Here is a 19,540-nt window from a genome sequence, read left to right on the forward strand (position 1 = left end):
CTACTCCTTGTGTTCGCCAGACTCACTTGAGCTTGCGGTTGTAGAAGACGAGGTCTCTGTAGAGGAGCTTTCTGTAGACGCAGGAGTTCCTGAGTGGCTAGTGGATGCTTTGGTTTCATCCGTTTCTGCTTCCAAGAGTTCTGAGCGAGCATCCCAGTATTTCTTATATTCGCCTTCTAACTCAGAGAGTTTCTTCTCGCGTTGTTCACCAGAGAGTTTTTCGCTATCACGTGTCGCCTTGATTTCTTTGCGAAGAGCATAGATGATCAAGTCTGAATCGTCGATCCGCTTAGCTGTATCCAAGGCTTGGGTAAAGTCATGACGGCCGATATAAATCCAGTAGTGGAGATAGAGACTGTCTGACTTGAGCGTGACGTTGTTAAGGATGACCTTCTTTTGGTCCTCTGAAAAATTCAAGCCTTGCAAATAAGAAGTCGCCAACTCATATTTCTGCGTCATCGGAAGACTGCTTGGTGCGACCCCATCCAACTCATCGATGACGCCAGTGTAGTCCACCTTGAGAAAGGCAGTATCTGCTTGGAGCAACCTTTCTTTAAAGGGTGCTTGGAAAAAGACCAAATAGATCAACGGCAAGAGTAAGAGAGCGACCACAGCTGAAAGCCAGACGGTTGCCAACTTAAAGATGCGATGTTGACGGCTTGATACCAAGGTCAAGGTCTTTTCTTCTTCTTCCTTACGCTCTTGATAGGCTTTTTCTAAGAGCATCTTCATTTCTTCTAGGCTAGCTGCATCACGAATTTCCACCAAGAAATCTGGTAGATCTTCTAATTCAAGTGTGCCTTGATAGAGCTCCATGAAGTCCCAGTCACCAAAAAGAGTGACTGCATAACACTTAGCCTGGCGCAAGAATTCTACCTGATCCCACTTGCGCGGCACCATCATCCCTGGAACCCCGCGGTAGGCAATCTTGACTTGCGCATCCTTAGTGACAAACAAATTAACAGGATGCACCATGAAGGTCACAGGAAGCTCCAAGGCAGGCGCCAAATCTAAGACATTCATAGCCAAACGCAGACGGTCTGATACGGGTAATTCCTTGATTTCTTCTGCACTCAAGCCCAGAGCATCTGTCTGATAGGTCAGATGAATCTGGTCTTGATCAGCCGTCATACTTTGCTCTAAAAACAGGGGATGATGGAGATCCAAAATCCATAAATTGCGTAAATCCTGGCTATCCACTTCTGAACGCTTGAGGTCCAGTCGCCAGCTGGTTTCTTCTTTTTCAAAACGGAAGACTTGTTCTTCCAGTGTAAATTGTTCTTCTTTCACCTTACCACTCCTCAATCTCGATCAAATCACCACTCGTGATCGGATACTCTTGTACCACCTTGCCTTCATCCAGCAAGATGCCTTTATTTACCACGCGCAACTGATACTTGCTTCTAGGCTCCATGGCAGACCCAAAGATCTGATCCAATTCCCGAATCAAGCGTCGCACCTCCATCCGCGTCGGAATCCGGAGGTCATGGCTTGCCCCATTCATGCGGAAGGTGACATTGATATGTTGGTCCATTTAGGCCTCTTTTCTGTAGATTCGATAGGAAATATAGCCAGCAATTCCAAAGAGCAGAGCACTCCAAGCCAGCATTTGCAAAGCTGGAATAAAATCCGACAAACTAGCCGAATTGTCCTCTACATTGGACTCAAATTTGGATAATTTTTGATTTTTTTGTTGGAATAGGTCTGCTTCCGGCCCTGTTTTTTTCTTTCCCTTTATAGCAGAAAACAACTGGCCGTCTGAATCGGTCAATTGTTTCTCTTGCTTGCGTTTTTCATCTGCTATTTTTTTCTGATCCTTCTCATTGAAAAGAGACTCAGTGGCATCCAATTGCCCACCGAGTGTCTTTTCCTCTTCTGTCTCCAGGCGTGAGTTGTTGACCTGCAGACGATTATCGATAAAATCATCTGCAGACACAACAACCACTGGTAAGAGACTAAAGACAAAGAGAAGATACATCATTTTTTTCATAAGCTTGATTCAATTTCCTTTGTTTGAGTATACTTCTTTGGAATGAAGGTATTGGCAAGCACCAACAGTCCGAAGAAGACCAACAATCCAAAGATAAGGCCGATGCCGGCTGTTTGTCCATCAAAGTAACCCGCAAACTGTCCTTCTAAAATAGAAAGAAGGTTAACATTTTTCACATGTGCTGGAAGACCTGATAAGGTTGCTGTTGTCCCGATCGCGCTTGAAAGGTAGACATAGCTGATCAACATGAAGAAGGCCAGTCCCATTCCAAGGACACGGAAGTATTTTAAGAGGAGGTATTGCAATTGTACCAAGACAAAGCTTGCTAGCACTGCTAGGAATACCCATGAAGGAACATATTCACGACCAACAGAGAGTTGGATACTTGAAATCATTCCGATCACCAATCCAAGGACAAGAGAGAGTCCCACAAGGACACCAACAGATAAGAAATCTGATTCTTGCAAACGATTCAGTTTAAAGCGGTTTTTGACCTTGCAGATGATTGGTTGCGTCGCAAAGAGATAAGCGGTAAAGAGGCTCAAGACTTCCAACATAAAGATCCAGATAAATGGACGGTAAACGTTGATGGTCGCTTTCACAGAAGAAGATTTCTCTGCAACTGGATTTGACAAGAAGTCGAGCAAGACTTCATTTGGCACACCATTTTCATAGGCATTGTTGAAGACTTTGCGGAAGGCTTCAACGAAGTTCCCGTTTTCAGACAATTCCTTATCGAATTCACCCATCAAGCTTTCTGCATTGCTAGACAATTTCTCTGTATTGCTTTGGGCTCTTTCCAATTCTTTGTTCAATTGGTTAAAGATTTCGTTGGTAGAGTTGGCAGCGTCCACATTGCTACGAGATGAACTCTTAACGCCTTCTGTCGAAGTCAACAAGGACGTGTATTCAGAACCAAGAGCTGACAAGTCTGCATCCGTCTTAGTTTGAGCTTCGGTAACGGTTGCTTGTGCAGTTGAGATCTCTTCTAAGCGTTTTTGAAGGTCTGCATACTGTGTCAATTGATCATTGATATTCTGAGTTAGGTCTTTGTTGGTATTTTCGATGGCTGTAAGGTTGGCCTGTAATTCTGGCCCCAAGACTTGCAACTGTTTGAGCGTGTCATCTAGCTTAGCTTTCACACTATTCGTTGCATCGCCTTTTTCATCTGTTTCAATACTCTTACGGTAGTCTTTAATGTTACTTTCAACTGCAGCCTTCACGATATCCACCAAGGCAACCGTCAAATCCATATCCTCGATTGGATCATAGAGCGAATGACGATCTCCCTTGTCATCTTTTGGATAGTAAGCATCGATCAAAGCCCCTGCGCGTTGATAATCCAAAGCAATTTCACTGGCTTTCGATGCATAGTTAGCGACAGCTGTTTTCAAATCTTCTGCTGATACCGTCACACTGGTTGAAGAAACCCCATTCACAAGAACTTCAACATCAATCGTACTTGGCATGGTACCCCCATCTTCAGCCAGGTGAATTTGGATTTGTTTACCATCTTTCAGTTCGACTTCCTGCTCGCCGCTTCCTGCATAAGTCTGTCCATCATAGGTCCAAGTATCAACCTTGACTCCTGCTGGTACTTGGATGCTAACCTTCTGTTTTCCAGATCTAGCATTGAGGACATCGGCAACTGCAGTTAATTTGGCATCTACTTCTGCAGCCAAGCCTTTCAAGTCATCGGCATTTCCATTTGCTTTCGCCATCGTCCCAGCAAACGTACTATCAAAATGAATTGCTGTATTGAGGTTGCCATATTTATTGAGATTAAGACTACTTGGATCGAGAGACGGCAATTTTTCAATCGCTTGATGAATTTCAGCATCTGCTTTAGCACGTGCCTCACTTAGCGTCGTGATACTTGTCTTTCCAAGTAGGGTACGAAGGGTCACCTTGTCTCCTTCTTTGAGACCATAATAGTCCAAGACCTTGGATTTTACAGAAGCATCAATGTTCTTCTCATGTTCATCTAATTTATCGCGTTCTGCTTTGATCCCTTTTTCAAGCTCCGCAATACGATCATTTACATCCTTGGTCAAGCCTGCATACGTCTTGGTAGCTGAAGGATCTCCTTCACTTTCAGCTGGCTGGCTCAATTGTTTGGTGATTGCTTCTTGGTTTTGTTGCAATCTCTTGTACAAGTCTTGAGTTTTTTCGTTGACTACAGATTGGTTCATGGCCATCAATTGGCTCATGAATTCTTCATGACTGATCTTATCTGCTGAGCGTTGCTTGATCAGCAAGTCAAAGTTTTGACCATACTGATCCTGAGTTTGAGACAATTGGTCAAAGGCCTGTGTATAAGACTCAAGAAGCGTCTTCAGGGCATTGTTGGACTCAACAGATGAGGTAGACAAGCTATAGAGACCTGGGAAGATATTCTTGGAATCTAAGGCTGACTCCAGCAAATTGCTTCGATAAGAACCGATATTGGTCGATTGGATTTTGTTACTGGTCTCCACATTTTTCTGCGCCGTATAGAGGTTGCTCAAAATGCTGACCATATACATATCAACCAGTTGACTATTCAAGTCTGAAACAATATCTTTCGCTACCTTATTGGCCTCATTTTCCACTTGAGAATTCCCTGCAGCATTGACCTTATAGGTAATAGTTGTCTTCTCTGCATTCACAGCATTCACTTCCAGAACTTTTTCTGAGAAGTCACTTGGAATCACGATCATCAACTGGTACTTGCCATCGGCAAGTCCTGATTCAGCAGCTCCACGTGGGAGGACAGACCAGTTTTGCGAATTGTCCCGCTCGATGTTCTTTACATAGCTGGCACCGAGGTTGTATTCTTTGTCATTCAGCTTAACTGCCTTATCTTCATTAACCACCGCAATATTCAGCTTGGTGTTTTCCGTCGTTTGCACGGTCTTGGCTTCATTTTGTTTTTGGTCCTTTTGAACACTTGTATAAAGACCCACTACAGATCCCATCAAAAGGAGCACAACTGCACTCTGACCGATGTATTTTAACCATTTTTTCTTTTTCACTTCTATACCTTTTCCTTTTTCTAATTCATAGATACAAAATAGGAGTTAGGAATTATCTACCTAACCCCTATTTTCTATATATCAAAAGACAAAAGGGTGATCTACCTACAAGAAGTAAGATCACCTTCGAGACCATCTTAGTGGATTTGTGAAGCGATATCTTGGTCAGTTTGTTCAACGATATCAGCTACTTTGATCAATTGAGCGTTGATGTCTTCCAACAATTGAGCGAACTGTTTGATTTTTGGAGACAATTCGTTAAATTGTGCTTCAAAGCTATCAAATGCAGATCCATCCCAGTTTGCATCGATGACTTGTTGTTCGTGAGTCAAAGTGTTAAGGATTTGATCGATTTCTTGAGAACCTTGTGCATAGCGTTGTGCTGATTGACGTAGTTCTTCTGGAGTTAATTTAATTTGAGCCATATGTTTCTCCTTTTGGGCTGATACCCTTATATTTTTTTCATAAACAATACATTTAGTACGAATTAGTAAAAATCCAAAAAACTGTATATTTACCTTTTTACTCCCTATTTGTATTATTTACTTAAAGATATCTTAATGAAATATCGCAAGAAAGTCAAGTTTTGAGCCCCAACTGATAAAACATTGTAACTTTGTTACAATGTTGAAATATTTTGTCATAAAATTGTAATATATTTTTGAAAATCCTTGCCCCAGTAGTCTTTATTTAGTATTAATTCTAGAACGAAATGGAAGGAGTTTATCCTTCTATATTAACTGAACACATAAATAAAAATTGTTGATTTTATATCTCCTTAGTGGCTTTTCTGTATATTTACTGTATATTTTTTCATATTTCTGAGGTTTATGATATAATAAAGACTGTATAGAACTTGTTTAAGGCAAGATCGAACACTACTAACCCCTAAAAGGAGACTCTATGAAAAAAATAGTATTCACCTCTCTCTGCCTACTAGCCCTTACCGCTTGTAGCCAAGGCCAAGCAGAAAAAGGAAAAACAGAAACAACATCCAGCCAAAGCACTTCCCAAGTGAAAAAAGAAAAAGAAGAAAAGGTTCGAACCAAAACCTTCGCTACAGAATTGAGTGATCACCATCAAAATAAAATTCAAATCGGTTACAAAAAAGATGAAATTGTATCTTTTACCTTCCTAAGTTTTGAACCTATTTCGCCAGATTCACAAAAAATGGATCTTGCTGAATTGAAGGAACTCTACCAAGAAGAATTGGAGCACAGCGATATCTATAAAGCCTTAAATGACAAACCTGGACTTAGCTTTCGGATTCAAATTTCAAACGATAAACAAGCCTATGCCAAGGTCCTTCAGGCTGACTTCTCAAAGATCAAGAAAGATGAGTTTGCCACCATCTACGGAGATCAAGGGGAGGAAGAAACTGCCGAATTTAAGAAATACCTCAATGGTAAGCCTCAAGATTTCTTCACCTATCTAGAAAATCAAGGCCTCAAAGAAGAAAAATAAAAGAGCTCTCTGAGTTCCTTAACACCTGGTTAAGGCTCAGAAAGCTTTTTTCTTATTTGTTCAAGATTGATAGGGTTTCAAGGAGATTATCCGCATGCACTTCGATGGTATCTCCTGTCGCTTTGATTTTCACTTCAACGATGCCTTCAGCTGCTTTTTTACCAACTGTGACACGGATTGGAAGGCCAATCAAATCACTATCGCTGAATTTCACACCAGCACGTTCGTTTCGATCATCGACCAGAACTTCGTAACCTTTATTCACCAAGGCTTCTTCGATCCGATCGGTCAAAGCAAGGCTGGCTTCATCCTTAACATTGACTGGAATCAAATGCACATCAAATGGAGCTAATTCTTTAGGGAAGTTAACGCCCCAAGCATAGCGGTATTCCCCTTTTGGCGTCTTATTGACAAAGAGGCGAGCATGCTGCTCCATGACAGCTGAGAGAAGGCGACTAACACCGATCCCGTAGCAACCCATGATAATCGGCACAGCACGTCCGTTTTCGTCCAAGACATCCGCTCCCATGCTAGCTGAATAACGTGTGCCCAGTTTGAAAATATGACCGATTTCGATCCCGCGTGCAAAGTTCAAGACACCTTTTCCATCCGGTGAAATTTCGCCTTCCCGAACTTCACGGATATCCACAAATTCTGCAGTGAAGTCACGACCTGGGTTGACGCCAGTCAAGTGGTAGCCTGTTTCATTTGCCCCTACAACTGCATTGCGACTATCTTGGACCTTACGGTCTGCAATGATTTTGACATTTTCTGGAAGATTAACTGGTCCAAGAGAACCAAAGTCCGCTCCCAACAATTCTTTCACTTCCACTTCGGTTGCAGGTTCAAAGAAGTCTGCTCCGAGGTGGTTTTTCAATTTCACTTCATTGAGTTGATCATTGCCAACGAGAAGGGCCACAACTGGCTCATCGTCCGCAATATACACCAAAGTCTTGATCGTTGCTTCTTCCGGAACATTCAAGAAGGCTGCCACTTCATCAATCGATTTGACACCTGGTGTTTCCACGCGTTTCAATTCTTCTTCAGCAACCACACGGTTGCTTGGCTTGTATTCATTGGTAGCCATTTCCAAGTTGGCTGCATAGCTTGATTCACTTGAATAGGCAATGGTATCTTCTCCAGAGACCATCCATTTGAGCAATTCTGCCTTGATTTCTTCTTGAACTTCTGCAGGAATTTCGTCAAATGATGCTACTGATTTGTCTAGAACAACCCAACGATCCAAGTCAGTACGAGCAGGTGTAACAGCCATAAACTCTTGGCTATCTTTTCCACCCATGGCACCACCATCGCCAATGATTGCCTTGTAGTCGATACCACTGCGGGTGAAGATCCGCTCATAAGCTGCCTTGTACTCATCATACGTTTCATCCAAGCTATCATAGTTAGCATGGAAACTGTAACCGTCTTTCATGATGAACTCACGGGTCCGTAGAAGACCGTTCCGTGGGCGTTTTTCATCGCGGTACTTCGGTTGGATTTGGTACAAGTTCAGTGGCAATTGCTTGTAAGACTTGACAGAATCACGCACAATAGCTGTAAAGGTTTCTTCGTGAGTTGGACCCAAGATAAAGTCAGAACCTTCACGGTTTTTCAATTTGTACAAGTCTTCCCCGTAGGTTTCATAACGGCCAGATTCACGCCAGAGATCCGCACTCAAAAGGGCTGGAGCCAACATTTCTACTGCTCCGATTTTTTCAAATTCTTGGCGCATGATGCCTTTTGCTTTTTCAATCACACGATTAGCAAGTGGCAGATAAGAATAGACACCAGCTGATACTTGGCGAACATAACCCGCACGCAACATCAAAGCATGGCTAATCACTTGAGCATCGCTTGGCATTTCACGAAGGGTTGGAATCAACATTTTACTTTGTTTCATGGACAACATCCTTTTCTATTTCAAAAATAATTTCATAATATCATTCCAGGTGACAGCAATCATTAAAATCACCATTAGGGCTACACCTGCAAGTGTCATATAAGTTTCTACTTCTTGTTTTAGCGGTTTTCTCCGGACCACTTCAATCAAATTGATCAAGATTTTTCCACCATCCAGGGCCGGAATCGGGATCAAATTGAAAATCCCAATATTGATGGAAAGCATGGCCATAAGAGATAGCACAGCTGGAATCCCTAATTGAGCAGCTTGTGAGCTGGCATTATAGATGGCAACCGGACCACCCAGTTTATTGAGACTAAAGTGGAAAATGATATCTTTCAGGGCTCCCAGGATCCGGGTCGCTGTATTCCAGGTATCTGTAAAACCAGACAAGAGCTTGTCCATAAATCCAGTCTTGATCCCATTTGTCACACCCAGATAGTAACGATCGCCTGATTTGGTTGGCTTCACTTTGACTTCTTTTTCTTGACCATCTGTCTTGACTTTCAGGGTCAACTCCGGAGCAGTCTTGCTGTCCTTTGTTGCTTTTTCTACAGCGTCTGTCAACTCATCCCAGTTGCTAACGGTGTCGTTATTGACCTGAAGGATCTGAACATTGCTTTTGACACCGACCTTGGCAAGGGCCCCATCGGGTGCCACTTGAACATTGTTACTGTAGTAGTCAATCGCACCACCGCGCATAAAGGCTAAGAGGGAATAGACCACAATACTGAGAATAAAGTTGTTCATCGGACCTGCAAAGTTGGTGATCAAGCGTCCCCAAATGCTGGCATTTTGGTATTGAACATCTCTCGGTGCAATCCGCACTTCGGTTCCATCTTCTTCAACGATGGTCGCATCATGATCGACAGCATAGGTCTTTGCCTCGTCAAGAACCAAGCCGGTAATTTCCAGTTTGTCTTCAAAGTCAAACTGGGTGACATTCATGGGAAGGGCTGTCTGATCCAGATTCTTTCCAGAAAGATTAATCCGGACGACCTTACCAGCCTCATTGAGCGTCAAGCTGACAGGAGTCCCGGTCTTAATCTCCGTGGTATCCTCACCCCAACCAGCCATACGGACATAACCACCTAAAGGTAGGATCCGAATGGTATAAGCTGTCCCATCCTGCCCAATATGGGCAAAGATTTTCGGCCCCATCCCGATCGAGAATTCTCGCACCAAGATGCCCGATTTTTTCGCAAAATAGAAATGACCAAACTCGTGGACGAGTACGATCACTCCAAAAATAACAATAAAAGCAACTAACTGCATCGTTTTATACGTAGTTTCCTTTCTATCTCTTCTGTCTTAGAACAAGCCCAAGAAATGCATCAAGGGGAAAACAAAAATCAAACTATCAAAGCGGTCTAAGACACCACCATGTCCTGGGATAAATTTCCCTGAATCCTTGACACCAAAGTGGCGTTTGATCGCACTCTCTACCAGGTCTCCAAACTGACCTGCAATACTAAAAAGGATGGTAAAGAAGATCATGGCGATCAACCCATGTCCACTGGCCACAGAGCGATCCACGATCATATAGATCACGGTTACTGCAACTGCAGATAAGATGCCTCCAAGGCTGCCTTCAATCGTTTTATTGGGAGAGACCGTAGGCATGAGCTTGCGTTTTCCAAACTGACTTCCTACCAGATAAGCACCGGAATCCGTAGCCCAGACAATAAAGAGAGCTAATAAAACCTTGTCAATACCAGCGATTCGTGCATCTACTAGGGAGTGGAAACCGAGTCCCACATAGAAGCTAGAAGCAATGGGGTAAACCACATCTTCATAATTGTAATTCTGAGCAAGAACCGTTGTTCCCATGAGGATCAAGACAACCAAACCATAGGCAATCATGTTGCCATCTGCTGGAAGGTAAGGCAGATAGTCCTCAATCGGCAAGGTTAAGACAAAGGCCGCCAACATGGCTAGCGCTCCTTCAAAGGTCGCTGTTTCAAGCCCCTTCATCTTGAGCAGTTCATGTACCCCTAACATGGCGATCAAACCAATCACAATCTGGAAGAACATCCCTCCAACCATTACTGTTGGAATGAAAAAGAGCAGGGCAATTCCTCCAAAAATTACACGTTTTTGTAAATCTTTCGTCATCATCTTCTCCTAAACACCGCCAAATCTCCGGTGGCGATGGCTATATTCTACTACGGCACTTCTTAGTGCCTCTTCTCCAAAATCTGGCCACATGACATCTGTGAAATACAACTCACTGTAGGCGGCCTGCCAAGGAAGGAAGTTACTCAAACGAATTTCTCCGCTGGTACGGATAATCAAATCCGGATCCCTTAGATCGCGTGGCAAACTTTCGGTATAGAGATGACCTGCAATCATCTCTTCAGTGATATCTTCAGGGCTCAAGTCAGCATCCAAGACTTCTTGCGCAATCTGCTTCACAGCCTGGGTAATTTCTGCACGTCCCCCGTAGTTGAGTGCGAAATTCAGGATCAGGCCCGTATTGAGCTGGGTCATCTCTTCTGCTCGTTCCAAAGCCTCTAGCGTTTCTTTGGGTAATTTCTTGGTATCACCGATCATTTGAATCTTGACATTATTGCGATGCAACTCGGGGACGAAGCGGTCATAAAACTCAACTGGCAAGTGCATGATAAACTTGACTTCATCTTCAGGGCGTGTCCAGTTTTCCGTCGAAAAGGCATAGACCGTCAAGACCTGAACACCCATATTTTTTGCCGCAATCGTCACTTCTTGGAGAGCTTCCATCCCTGCCTTATGGCCAAAGACACGCGGTTGCATCCTCTTCTTAGCCCAGCGACCATTGCCATCCATAATGATGCCAATATGTTTTGGGACTTCTAAAGGAGTCTCGATGTTTTCTTTTTTCTTAAAACGAAACATGTTTTTCTACCTATTTCAATATTTATCGCTTCATTATACCATAAATCCCCATAAAATAGGGACGCTGGCCTCTTTTTTGAACTAGCAGAGCTTTCCTTGACCCTACTGTCCCTTTTTCCCACTAAAAAAGAGGCCTTCGCCTCTTTCCTGATGATTATTCTTCGATGGCTGAATCGACTTCTGAGCTAACACCTTCTGTTGCAGCTGCTGTGATCCCTTCTGATACAGGAAGAACTGTTTTGATCGCTCCCAATTCAAAGGTCAGGTAGACACCATCAACATCCAAGACAACAATCTTGCGTTCTTTATCGACTTCATCGATGGTTCCGTACAAGCCACCATATGTAATGACTTCATTTCCTTTTTGAAGTTTATTCAAACTTTCCATCCGTTTTTGGTACTGTTTCTTTTGGTTACGGCTGGTGAAGAACATCAAACCGACCATAGCAGCTAATACAATTAAAAAACTTGCATTTGGCATATGTTTCTCCTTTAAATTTCATATATGCTATACTATATCAAATTTCGCCCGTCTTTTCAAGTTTCTCCATCCTTTTCAAGCAAAATCGGACTTCCTTCCTAAGGGGCTAGCGCCTTCCCAGAAAAAAGAAAAAAACCACGAAAAGTGGGCTACTAACTAGTCAATCGTAATGCCATACTTTTCATGATTCTCATCATACCAATCAATCAAGGCCAAGGCCGTTTGATAGGTAATATTTTTTATTTTACTCGTTCCCTTGGTCAAAGTTGCCAAGCTCATTTTGCTAATGTTGGTTTCAGTTGCAACACGGTAGCTTGTCAAGCGACCATCGACCATCAGCTGAACAACGGCTTCAACCTTTCTGTATTCGGGAGTCGAGTAGATATCAATTGTATTGTTCATCGTACTTCCATTCCTCATATTTTTTTCTTGTATAAATTATATACTTATTTTCTTTATTTATTAATAATTTTGCTCAAATTGGATTAATTTCACTAATTATTGATGTTTTTTTAGCCCAAATAGGGGGATTTTGGCCTTATCCGGCGAATAATTTCCCCTGGGTGGGAAGAAAAAATAAAGACTGCTATATTATAGCAGCCTCCATTTTTCACAAAGTGATCACTTCTTATCTACCTTATTTATCAATGTTTTCTTCTTTCTTTGTGTCTTTTTCTCTGATGACCAATTCTCCATCTTCCATATCTGCTAGCAAGTGTTTAGCATCAAGATTATCCAAGTGGAAATCTGTCACTTTATCTCGGATTTGTTGTTCAACCACACGACGGAGTGGACGAACACCCATAACTTCATCATATCCTTCTTCAGTCATGTATTCTTTGGCAGCATCGCTCACTGTCAAGTCGATATCTTTCTTAGCAAGAGTTTTGTTCACTTCTTCTAACATCAAGTCAACAATCTTAGAAAGGTCTTCCTTGCTCAAGTGTGAGAACTCGATCACTGCATTAAAGCGGTTCAAGAATTCCGGACGGAAGAATGGTTTCAAACGATCCATGAGTTCTGGTTTGTCCGCATCTTCTGTCAAGTTGGCTTCGTAACCAAAGCCAGCATTTGAAGTAGCAATAATTACGGTATTCTTGAAGTTAACAGTGTTTCCTTGACCGTCTGTCAAACGACCATCATCCAATACTTGAAGGAGAAGGGTAATCACTTGAGGATCTGCCTTTTCAATCTCGTCCAAAAGTACGATTGAGTATGGATTACGACGGACGCGTTCTGTCAAGGTATTGTTGTTGTCATCATAACCAACATAACCGGCAGTGGTACCGATCAATTTAGATACGGCTGTGCGGTCGCTGTATTCTGACATGTCCAAACGGATGATAGCATCTTTAGTTCCGAACATATCAAGGGCTAATTGTTTTGCCAACTCAGTCTTACCAACACCAGTAGGACCTACAAAGAGGAAGCTACCGATTGGACGGTTTCCTTCGTCAAAGCCTGCACGGTTCCGACGGATCGCTTTTGAAACAGCTTCAACGGCTTTGTCTTGACCGATAACTTTCGTCTGCAAACGGTGACCCATATCTTTCAAGCGTTCGATGTCCGTAGCCCCCATTTGAGATACTGGAATACCAGTCATCCGTTCGACAGACTCAGCTACGTCATTGACAGTTGCAGTTACCTTGTGATCCTCTGTATGGTTAGCAATTTTCTTTTCAAGCTCTTCGATACGGACTTTTGCATTTAGAGCTGCTTCGTAATCTTCTTTAGCCGCAGCTTCTTCTTGTTTAGTTTTTTCCGCTTGAATTTCGTGCTCAACCGCATGGACATCTGTTACAGGGTGTTGAGCTGCCAAGTGAGCAGCTGTCACATCGACCAAGTCAATGGCCTTATCAGGCAAGCTACGTTGTGGAATGTATTGAACAGAGTAATCAACGGCTGCTTTCAAGACTTCATCTGGCAAGACAACATTGTGGTGTTTTTCGTAAAGATCACGGATCCCTTGAAGAATCTTGAAAGTATCTTCAGCAGATGGAGCATTGACCTTGACTTCGTTGAAACGACGTGCAAGAGCTGCGTTTTTCAAGATGGTATTGCGGTATTCATCTTGAGTGGTTGCCCCAATCACGGTCAATTCACCACGAGAAAGAGCTGGTTTCAAGATATCCGCAAGACCTTTAGATCCTTGACCATCCCCTGTGCTACCCGCACCAAGGATTTGGTGAATTTCGTCAAAGAAAAGGATGACATTGCCCATCGCTTTGACTTCTTGGATCATATTTTGGATATTTTCTTCAAAGCTACCACGGTATTGCGTACCAGCTTCTAGACCAGAAATATCGATGGAGATGATTTCTTTGTTCTTGATGGCTGCTGGAACATCACCATTCACGATAGCTTGGGCCAAGCCTTCTACAACAGCTGTCTTACCAACACCTGCATCCCCTACAAGGACCGGATTGTTCTTGGTACGACGAGACAAGATTTCAGCTGTTTCTTGAATTTCTTTATTGCGTCCGATGACCGGATCCAATTTTCCTTCACGAGCTTCTTCAGTCAAGTTACGACCCAGCTTCGCAAGAATTCCATCTTGTTTCATGCCTTTGCCTTGTTGGTGTTGCACTGGCTCACTTCCTTCGGTTGGAAGTTGACCCGTTTGACGGTAAATAGCGAATTCTTCAGGTGTTACTTCACGACCATTGATCATGTAGCGACGGCTTTCAGAACGAAAACCACCCATATTTCCCATTAGTTGATTGAAAAGATCATCCATATTGTTAAAGTTGTTGTTCATAGTTATTACCTCGTTTTACATAATTTTAATTCATTCTTGAAAATGAGTAGCCGAATTGGCTACTTAACGTTTGTTTACATAATTTTATTTTTCTTTTAAATGAATAGCCTCGAGGGCTAAGATCTTATATTCCTTCTTTTATCAATTAGTTTTCTATATTTTGGAAATAGCATCTCACCATCTCCTTTCCACTATTGATCCTGTAAACTCTTGAGATTTTCCAACCTCTTTTTGTTTACATAAATTATTATAAAGCAAGATGATTTTTTTGTCAACAGTTTTTTACATAATTTTTTAAAAAAATTCCAAGCTAAAAAAACTGGAGGTTAGAATGTAGACAAACTGTATTATATCCAGCAACCTCAGTGATGCTAAAAAAATGATAAACACTGAGTTCGTTAGGCTCATTCAAGCATACACTGAAACTTTCCGCCGTGAGAAAAGTGCTAGAAACACTGTTGTTTCTAGCACTCGGGAGTTTTGAGAGTAAAACAGTTCGGGGAACTGTTTTAGCCTGAGCCTAAAATTGAAAAGCGAAGGGGCTCAAAACGAATTGAACACGGGCTGCGGATTGTGTCAAAAGCATAAAATACATTAGTACTAAATCCAAGACACAGTAGCTGATTGAATTCTTCTCTCACCTTTTAGCTCGGAAGAATCCTAATCAGCCTTGTGGGGGCAGGACAACGAAGTAATTCCATACAAAAGTGCTTCTGTCCTGCTCCCTATTTTGACTTTATCCGCAGACGCCCTTTGTATCTTAATTTAGTCATGGAACTTCTTCGAAGTTCGCTGACGTCCGTACTCACCTAAGGAAAGTTTCTAAGATGACTTTGTCTTTAATCTGCTACACCCTTACCAGGGTGTGCCTCTTATCAAATCATGTATTCGACGCTGTAGGTGGCGTCGGATAGAATCCGTGAAAGGAATTGTTTGGTTCGTTCTTCTTTTGGACTGTTGAAGAATTCATGGGGTTCGTTTTCTTCGATGATGTGTCCACCATCCATAAAGATGACGTGGTTGGCTACATCACGCGCAAAGCTCATCTCATGGGTTACCACAACCATGGTCACTCCTTCTTGGGCTAGTTGCTTCATAACAGCTAGTACATCCCCGACCAACTCTGGGTCCAGCGCTGAGGTCGGCTCATCCAGCAAGATCACGTCGGGTTTTACTGCGATAGCACGTGCGATTCCGATCCGCTGCTGCTGACCCCCTGACAATTGAGAAGGATAGTAATCCTTATAAGCGAGGAGACCGACTTTTTCAAGGGCGGACTCTGCCCGTTGAAGAGCTTCTTCTTTTGGAATCTTGCGGGCTACAATCAGGCCTTCCAAGATATTTTCAAGGGCTGTTTTATTGGCAAAGAGATTGTAATGCTGGAAGACAAAGGCTGTCTTTTGGCGGATTTCTAGAATTTCTTTTTTACTGAGCTTTGAGAGGTCATACTCTTTTCCACCCAAAGTCAAACGGCCTGTATCCGCCTTTTCCAAGTGATTAAGGCAGCGAAGGAAGGTTGTTTTTCCTGATCCAGATGGACCCAAAATAACGACGACATCCCCTTGGTTGACCTTGAGATTAACATCTACCAGGACTTGGTGGTCCTTAAATTTTTTCGATACGTGTTCTACTTCTAACATCTTTTCAATTCTCCTTCTTCTATGCGAGTGTCAGGCGTTTTTCTAAGCGATTGAATCCCCACTGAATCACCCCACAAATGACAATATAAAGAATAAAAATCACGAGATAGGATTCAAAATATTGATAGCCATAAGAGGCTTCGACCTTGGCAATGGCAGTGATATCCTTGATGGTCATGACAAAGACAAGGGAAGTTCCTTTGACCAAGTTGATGACCAGGTTACATAGATTGGGCAGGGCTGCACGTAGGGCTTGGGGAAAAACAATGCGGATATAGGCTTGGCGATTGGTCAAACCGATGGCTTGCGCTGCTTCTAGTTGACCCTTATCCACCGTCAGAATAGCTGACCGGAGAATTTCAGCTAGACTTCCTGTTGTCATCAAGCTAAAGATGATAAAGGCATAGTAAATGGGATTGATCTCAAAGACATTAAAGTGACTGCCCATGCTCTTAAAAAAGCTATTTAAGAGACTAGGAAAGAGACTATAAAAGAAGAGAATCAAGAGAATCGGAGGCGTCGCCCGGATAAAGGCCAAGTAAACCACTGAGAAACTGCGAACCCCTTTGACCTTATAGATCTGACCGAGCGCCAAAAAGAGGGCTGGAAAAAAACTCAAGAGGATGGATACGACCATGATCAGAAGGGTTACTGGAACACCACCCAAGGTGGCTAGAAATGTTTTACTAATAAAATTGAAATCCATAAGCTACCTTTCTGTTACGCTGAGTCGTTTTTCAAGGAATTGAGCGGAGAAGGAGATCACAAGGGCAATGCCCCAGTAAATCACTGCTACGGCTGTATAAGTCTCAAGGGAATAATTTCCGAGATTGCGGCTGATCAAGTTATTTCCTGCTCCCATGATATCGATAAAGCCAATAGTATAAGCCAAAGCGGCGTCGCGCATGAGGTTCAAGATAGCCGTCGTCATATTTGGAAGAGCCACGCGAAAGGCTTGGGGAAGGACAATCCGCCAAATGGTTTGAGCTGGCGTCAAGCCGATACTCAAGCCAGCCTCCATCTGACCTTTGGGAATGGCCAAATAGGCTGCCTTAAAGACCTCAGAAATCATCGCGGCAAAGAGAAGAAACATGGCAACCAGGACAAAGACAAACTTGGACCAGTGGTCAATGTCAATGCCCAACCACCAGTTCAAAAATTGTGGCAGTCCATAAAAGACCAAGAAGAGCAAGACAATCGGAGGGGTACAACGCAAAGTAAAGACATAGCCTTTTGCCAGACCTGCTCCTACCTTATCTTCTGATACTTGTGCCCAGGTCAAAACCAAGCCAAATGCAGAACCGAGAAGCGTCGTTAACACCATCAAAGCTAGGGTCGCTGGTAGAGCTTGGACCAAGGTTGGAAGAAATGACCAGACCTTGGAAATGTCGTATGAGACCATGTTTCTTTTCCTTTCTGTATCCGGATAGAAATAAGGAAGCTGGGGCAATACGCACCCAGTTCCATCTTATTTCTCTTTATCTACATAACTGAAGACATCTTCACCGAAATATTTTTCGGATAGTTTGGCAAGCGTTCCATCTTTTTCCAATTCTTTGATAGCCTTGCTGTAGGCTTCCGCAAATTTTTCGTTTTTCTTATCCTTATGGATCAATGGATAAGTTGGAATTCCTTTGTAGGCAAACCAGCTGAGTTTGTCTGCATATTGGTGGTAAGAACCATCTTTATCTGTGACAGCTTTTTCAAAGGAAAGTTTGATGTCAAAGAAGGCATCGTAACGACCTTCAAGTACCCAAGCATAAGCATCTGCGACTTTGAACGATTCGGCAGCTGTTAATTCGATTGGTTGGTCCTTATGCTTTTCATTGTATTCTTTAATAACATTCCATTGCGCATTTTGTGGTGAAATTGGAACCAATTTTCCTTTTTCTTTCGCAAAGTCATCGATGTTCTTGTATTTATCCGCATCTTCTTTTCGTACGGTAAATCCGATGATACTTGCTCCGATTGGTTCTTTTGGAATGATAAATTTCTTGGCGCGTTCTTCGGTATACCAAGCTCCTTTAGTTCCGATATCATACTTACCAGATTCTAGACCGATCAAAAGGTCGTCATCACTTGTTCCAGTGTACTCAAACTTGTAGTCTGGTAATTTTTCGTCAATGGCTTTGAGCACAGCTACTTCATAGCCGTCTGATTCTCCTTTTTCATCAACGAAATCATACGGCACATAGTTTTGCGTGTGGGCTACTTTCAAGGTTGTTACTTTATTAGATCCTGTTGATCCTTTGCTGTCGTTTGCGTGGTTCAAGCTTCGACCAATAATCGTTGCACCTGCAAGGGCAAGAACGGCTACCCCACCGATAATCCATGTTTTTTTACTCATACTCTCTTTTCTCTCTTTCTCTTTTCCTTATTCTGCTGCAGCTTCACGAACCCATTCGATTCGTTCTTCATCAATGTCACTTGGGATGGTACAATCCGCACCGATGACCAAGCCTGTGGTTCCTGTTTCTGCGATGATGCGTTTGGTTTCTGCTTGGATAGCTGCCTTGTCTCCTGTGTAGAGAAGACCATTTTTACCATTTTCAAAACCACCCAGAACCGTGCGCCCGCCGAATATTTCACGTCCTTCTGCCAGGCTAATCCCTTCTGGTCCGACTGCCCAGTTAATGACTTGAGCTGGGTAGTCTGTGAAGAGATGGATATCATTGCGAGCTCCTTCGTAGCCACAGATATGAAGGATATTTACCCCACCGGCTTCCTTAGCTGTCTCTAAGACATGGAGTTCACTCGGTGCGATGACTTGTTTGTAAACTTCCTGACTGACACGCGCATCTTGGATGCTTTGAACACTGAGGTAGATCCCGTCTGCTCCAGCTTCCTTAATAATTCGTTGGCTCAAACTTGCAATATCTTGCCCAATGGTATCCAAAACTTTTTTAAGAGTTGCTGCATCTTGATCGATAAAGTTTGCGATCAAGTCATCTCCACCTGACACTTCTCCGACCAACCATTTGAAGTAGGTCACCGGAGCAAAGATGTTGTAGATGGCTACAATGTCCTCTTCAAAACCGGCACGGATTTTTTTCACAAGCTCTACCTGCTCTGTGATCCATGGATGATCGGCTCCGAGCGGTTCAATCCCTGCTAAGTCAGAGATGTTTTCAAGGCCTTTGTGAATGGATGGGTTTGGATAAGCAAAGTAACCATCGCTCATAAGTTTAACAAAGTCTGGTTGAACCTTGTGAAGGAAGTTTTGATGACCCTTCAGGTTTTTTTCAATAATTTCCGGATTGGAAAATCCTTTCAACCATTCTTCTTCTGTTGTAAAATGGTGCCAAAATCCAACTGGCACACGGTCAACTTTTTCTCCTTTGAATGCTTTTAAGACTAATTCTCTTTTTGCTGACATGTTCTTACCTCGTTCTATTCTTTTCTTGTTTGTTATCTTA

18 protein-coding genes are annotated in these 19,540 nt (G+C 42.8%); 1 reads left to right on the plus strand and 17 read right to left on the minus strand.

All coding sequences use genetic code 11. The features are described from left to right. The 5 genes from essB to QM830_RS07315 all read right to left on the minus strand — a co-directional run bounded on the left by essB (position 1) and on the right by QM830_RS07315 (position 5,429). Positions 1–1,290, minus strand: coding sequence for a type VII secretion protein EssB (gene essB / locus QM830_RS07295; RefSeq protein WP_009732154.1), 1,290 nt, complete (start codon positions 1,288–1,290; stop codon positions 1–3). Between the two features lies 1 nt (position 1,291). Then, complete coding sequence (locus QM830_RS07300; RefSeq protein ID WP_003013697.1) at positions 1,292–1,534, minus strand: EsaB/YukD family protein; 243 nt, start codon at positions 1,532–1,534, stop codon at positions 1,292–1,294. Next, complete coding sequence (essA, locus tag QM830_RS07305) at positions 1,535–1,990, minus strand: type VII secretion protein EssA (protein ID WP_414326242.1); 456 nt, start codon at positions 1,988–1,990, stop codon at positions 1,535–1,537. After that, a complete protein-coding gene (gene esaA, locus QM830_RS07310) occupies positions 1,987–5,010 on the minus strand; it encodes a type VII secretion protein EsaA (protein WP_414326388.1) in 3,024 nt (1,007 codons plus the stop codon). Before esaA ends, essA begins: the two co-directional genes overlap by 4 nt. Before the next feature lie 131 nt (positions 5,011–5,141). Beyond that, the gene (locus tag QM830_RS07315; protein WP_368403568.1) at positions 5,142–5,429 is read right to left on the minus strand and encodes a WXG100 family type VII secretion target; all 288 of its coding nucleotides are present in this window, start codon (positions 5,427–5,429) and stop codon (positions 5,142–5,144) included. A gap of 478 nt (positions 5,430–5,907) precedes the next feature. On the opposite strand from QM830_RS07315, the gene QM830_RS07320 reads away from it, so the two are divergent. Beyond that, complete coding sequence (locus QM830_RS07320; RefSeq protein ID WP_414326244.1) at positions 5,908–6,468, plus strand: hypothetical protein; 561 nt, start codon at positions 5,908–5,910, stop codon at positions 6,466–6,468. A 52-nt stretch (positions 6,469–6,520) separates the two neighbouring features. On the opposite strand, the gene QM830_RS07325 is transcribed toward QM830_RS07320, so the two are convergent. From QM830_RS07325 to QM830_RS07380, 12 genes are all read right to left on the minus strand, one after another. After that, the gene (locus QM830_RS07325; RefSeq protein WP_414326246.1) at positions 6,521–8,371 is read right to left on the minus strand and encodes a proline--tRNA ligase; all 1,851 of its coding nucleotides are present in this window, start codon (positions 8,369–8,371) and stop codon (positions 6,521–6,523) included. Positions 8,372–8,386: 15 nt separating this feature from the next. Next, a complete protein-coding gene (gene rseP / locus QM830_RS07330; RefSeq protein WP_414326248.1) occupies positions 8,387–9,646 on the minus strand; it encodes an RIP metalloprotease RseP in 1,260 nt (419 codons plus the stop codon). 36 nt (positions 9,647–9,682) lie between these two features. Next, complete coding sequence (locus tag QM830_RS07335; RefSeq protein ID WP_414326250.1) at positions 9,683–10,486, minus strand: phosphatidate cytidylyltransferase; 804 nt, start codon at positions 10,484–10,486, stop codon at positions 9,683–9,685. A 9-nt stretch (positions 10,487–10,495) separates the two neighbouring features. After that, on the minus strand, positions 10,496–11,245 hold the full coding sequence (locus QM830_RS07340; protein WP_414326252.1) for an isoprenyl transferase: 750 nt from the start codon (positions 11,243–11,245) through the stop codon (positions 10,496–10,498). A 154-nt stretch (positions 11,246–11,399) separates the two neighbouring features. Continuing rightward, on the minus strand, positions 11,400–11,726 hold the full coding sequence (gene yajC / locus QM830_RS07345; protein WP_414326254.1) for a preprotein translocase subunit YajC: 327 nt from the start codon (positions 11,724–11,726) through the stop codon (positions 11,400–11,402). A 156-nt stretch (positions 11,727–11,882) separates the two neighbouring features. Then, positions 11,883–12,128, minus strand: coding sequence for a hypothetical protein (locus tag QM830_RS07350; RefSeq protein WP_009732145.1), 246 nt, complete (start codon positions 12,126–12,128; stop codon positions 11,883–11,885). A 235-nt stretch (positions 12,129–12,363) separates the two neighbouring features. Further along, complete coding sequence (locus QM830_RS07355) at positions 12,364–14,484, minus strand: ATP-dependent Clp protease ATP-binding subunit (RefSeq protein ID WP_414326256.1); 2,121 nt, start codon at positions 14,482–14,484, stop codon at positions 12,364–12,366. A gap of 875 nt (positions 14,485–15,359) precedes the next feature. After that, positions 15,360–16,124, minus strand: coding sequence for an amino acid ABC transporter ATP-binding protein (locus QM830_RS07360; RefSeq protein ID WP_009732143.1), 765 nt, complete (start codon positions 16,122–16,124; stop codon positions 15,360–15,362). 19 nt (positions 16,125–16,143) lie between these two features. Further along, on the minus strand, positions 16,144–16,830 hold the full coding sequence (locus QM830_RS07365) for an amino acid ABC transporter permease (protein WP_009732142.1): 687 nt from the start codon (positions 16,828–16,830) through the stop codon (positions 16,144–16,146). Positions 16,831–16,833: 3 nt separating this feature from the next. Beyond that, a complete protein-coding gene (locus QM830_RS07370; protein ID WP_009732141.1) occupies positions 16,834–17,526 on the minus strand; it encodes an amino acid ABC transporter permease in 693 nt (230 codons plus the stop codon). 66 nt (positions 17,527–17,592) lie between these two features. Further along, a complete protein-coding gene (locus QM830_RS07375; protein WP_009732140.1) occupies positions 17,593–18,471 on the minus strand; it encodes a transporter substrate-binding domain-containing protein in 879 nt (292 codons plus the stop codon). A gap of 27 nt (positions 18,472–18,498) precedes the next feature. Further along, complete coding sequence (locus QM830_RS07380; RefSeq protein WP_009732139.1) at positions 18,499–19,500, minus strand: uroporphyrinogen decarboxylase family protein; 1,002 nt, start codon at positions 19,498–19,500, stop codon at positions 18,499–18,501. Positions 19,501–19,540: the final 40 nt, after the last annotated feature.

It is taken from the genome of Streptococcus sp. OMI750 (assembly GCF_047463895.1).
In the GTDB taxonomy this organism is placed as follows: Bacteria; Bacillota; Bacilli; order Lactobacillales; family Streptococcaceae; genus Streptococcus.

Bases quoted from the DNA above. Each gene is read 5' to 3' on its own strand.
- QM830_RS07300 (WP_003013697.1), bottom strand. From the start codon at position 1,534: ATGGACCAACATATCAATGTCACCTTCCGCATGAATGGGGCAAGCCAT.
- essA (WP_414326242.1), bottom strand. From the start codon at position 1,990: ATGAAAAAAATGATGTATCTTCTCTTTGTCTTTAGTCTCTTACCAGTG.
- QM830_RS07315 (WP_368403568.1), bottom strand. From the start codon at position 5,429: ATGGCTCAAATTAAATTAACTCCAGAAGAACTACGTCAATCAGCACAA.
- QM830_RS07320 (WP_414326244.1), top strand. From the start codon at position 5,908: ATGAAAAAAATAGTATTCACCTCTCTCTGCCTACTAGCCCTTACCGCT.
- QM830_RS07325 (WP_414326246.1), bottom strand. From the start codon at position 8,371: ATGAAACAAAGTAAAATGTTGATTCCAACCCTTCGTGAAATGCCAAGC.
- rseP (WP_414326248.1), bottom strand. From the start codon at position 9,646: ATGCAGTTAGTTGCTTTTATTGTTATTTTTGGAGTGATCGTACTCGTC.
- QM830_RS07335 (WP_414326250.1), bottom strand. From the start codon at position 10,486: ATGACGAAAGATTTACAAAAACGTGTAATTTTTGGAGGAATTGCCCTG.
- QM830_RS07340 (WP_414326252.1), bottom strand. From the start codon at position 11,245: ATGTTTCGTTTTAAGAAAAAAGAAAACATCGAGACTCCTTTAGAAGTC.
- yajC (WP_414326254.1), bottom strand. From the start codon at position 11,726: ATGCCAAATGCAAGTTTTTTAATTGTATTAGCTGCTATGGTCGGTTTG.
- QM830_RS07350 (WP_009732145.1), bottom strand. From the start codon at position 12,128: ATGAACAATACAATTGATATCTACTCGACTCCCGAATACAGAAAGGTT.
- QM830_RS07355 (WP_414326256.1), bottom strand. From the start codon at position 14,484: ATGAACAACAACTTTAACAATATGGATGATCTTTTCAATCAACTAATG.
- QM830_RS07360 (WP_009732143.1), bottom strand. From the start codon at position 16,124: ATGTTAGAAGTAGAACACGTATCGAAAAAATTTAAGGACCACCAAGTC.
- QM830_RS07365 (WP_009732142.1), bottom strand. From the start codon at position 16,830: ATGGATTTCAATTTTATTAGTAAAACATTTCTAGCCACCTTGGGTGGT.
- QM830_RS07370 (WP_009732141.1), bottom strand. From the start codon at position 17,526: ATGGTCTCATACGACATTTCCAAGGTCTGGTCATTTCTTCCAACCTTG.
- QM830_RS07375 (WP_009732140.1), bottom strand. From the start codon at position 18,471: ATGAGTAAAAAAACATGGATTATCGGTGGGGTAGCCGTTCTTGCCCTT.
- QM830_RS07380 (WP_009732139.1), bottom strand. From the start codon at position 19,500: ATGTCAGCAAAAAGAGAATTAGTCTTAAAAGCATTCAAAGGAGAAAAA.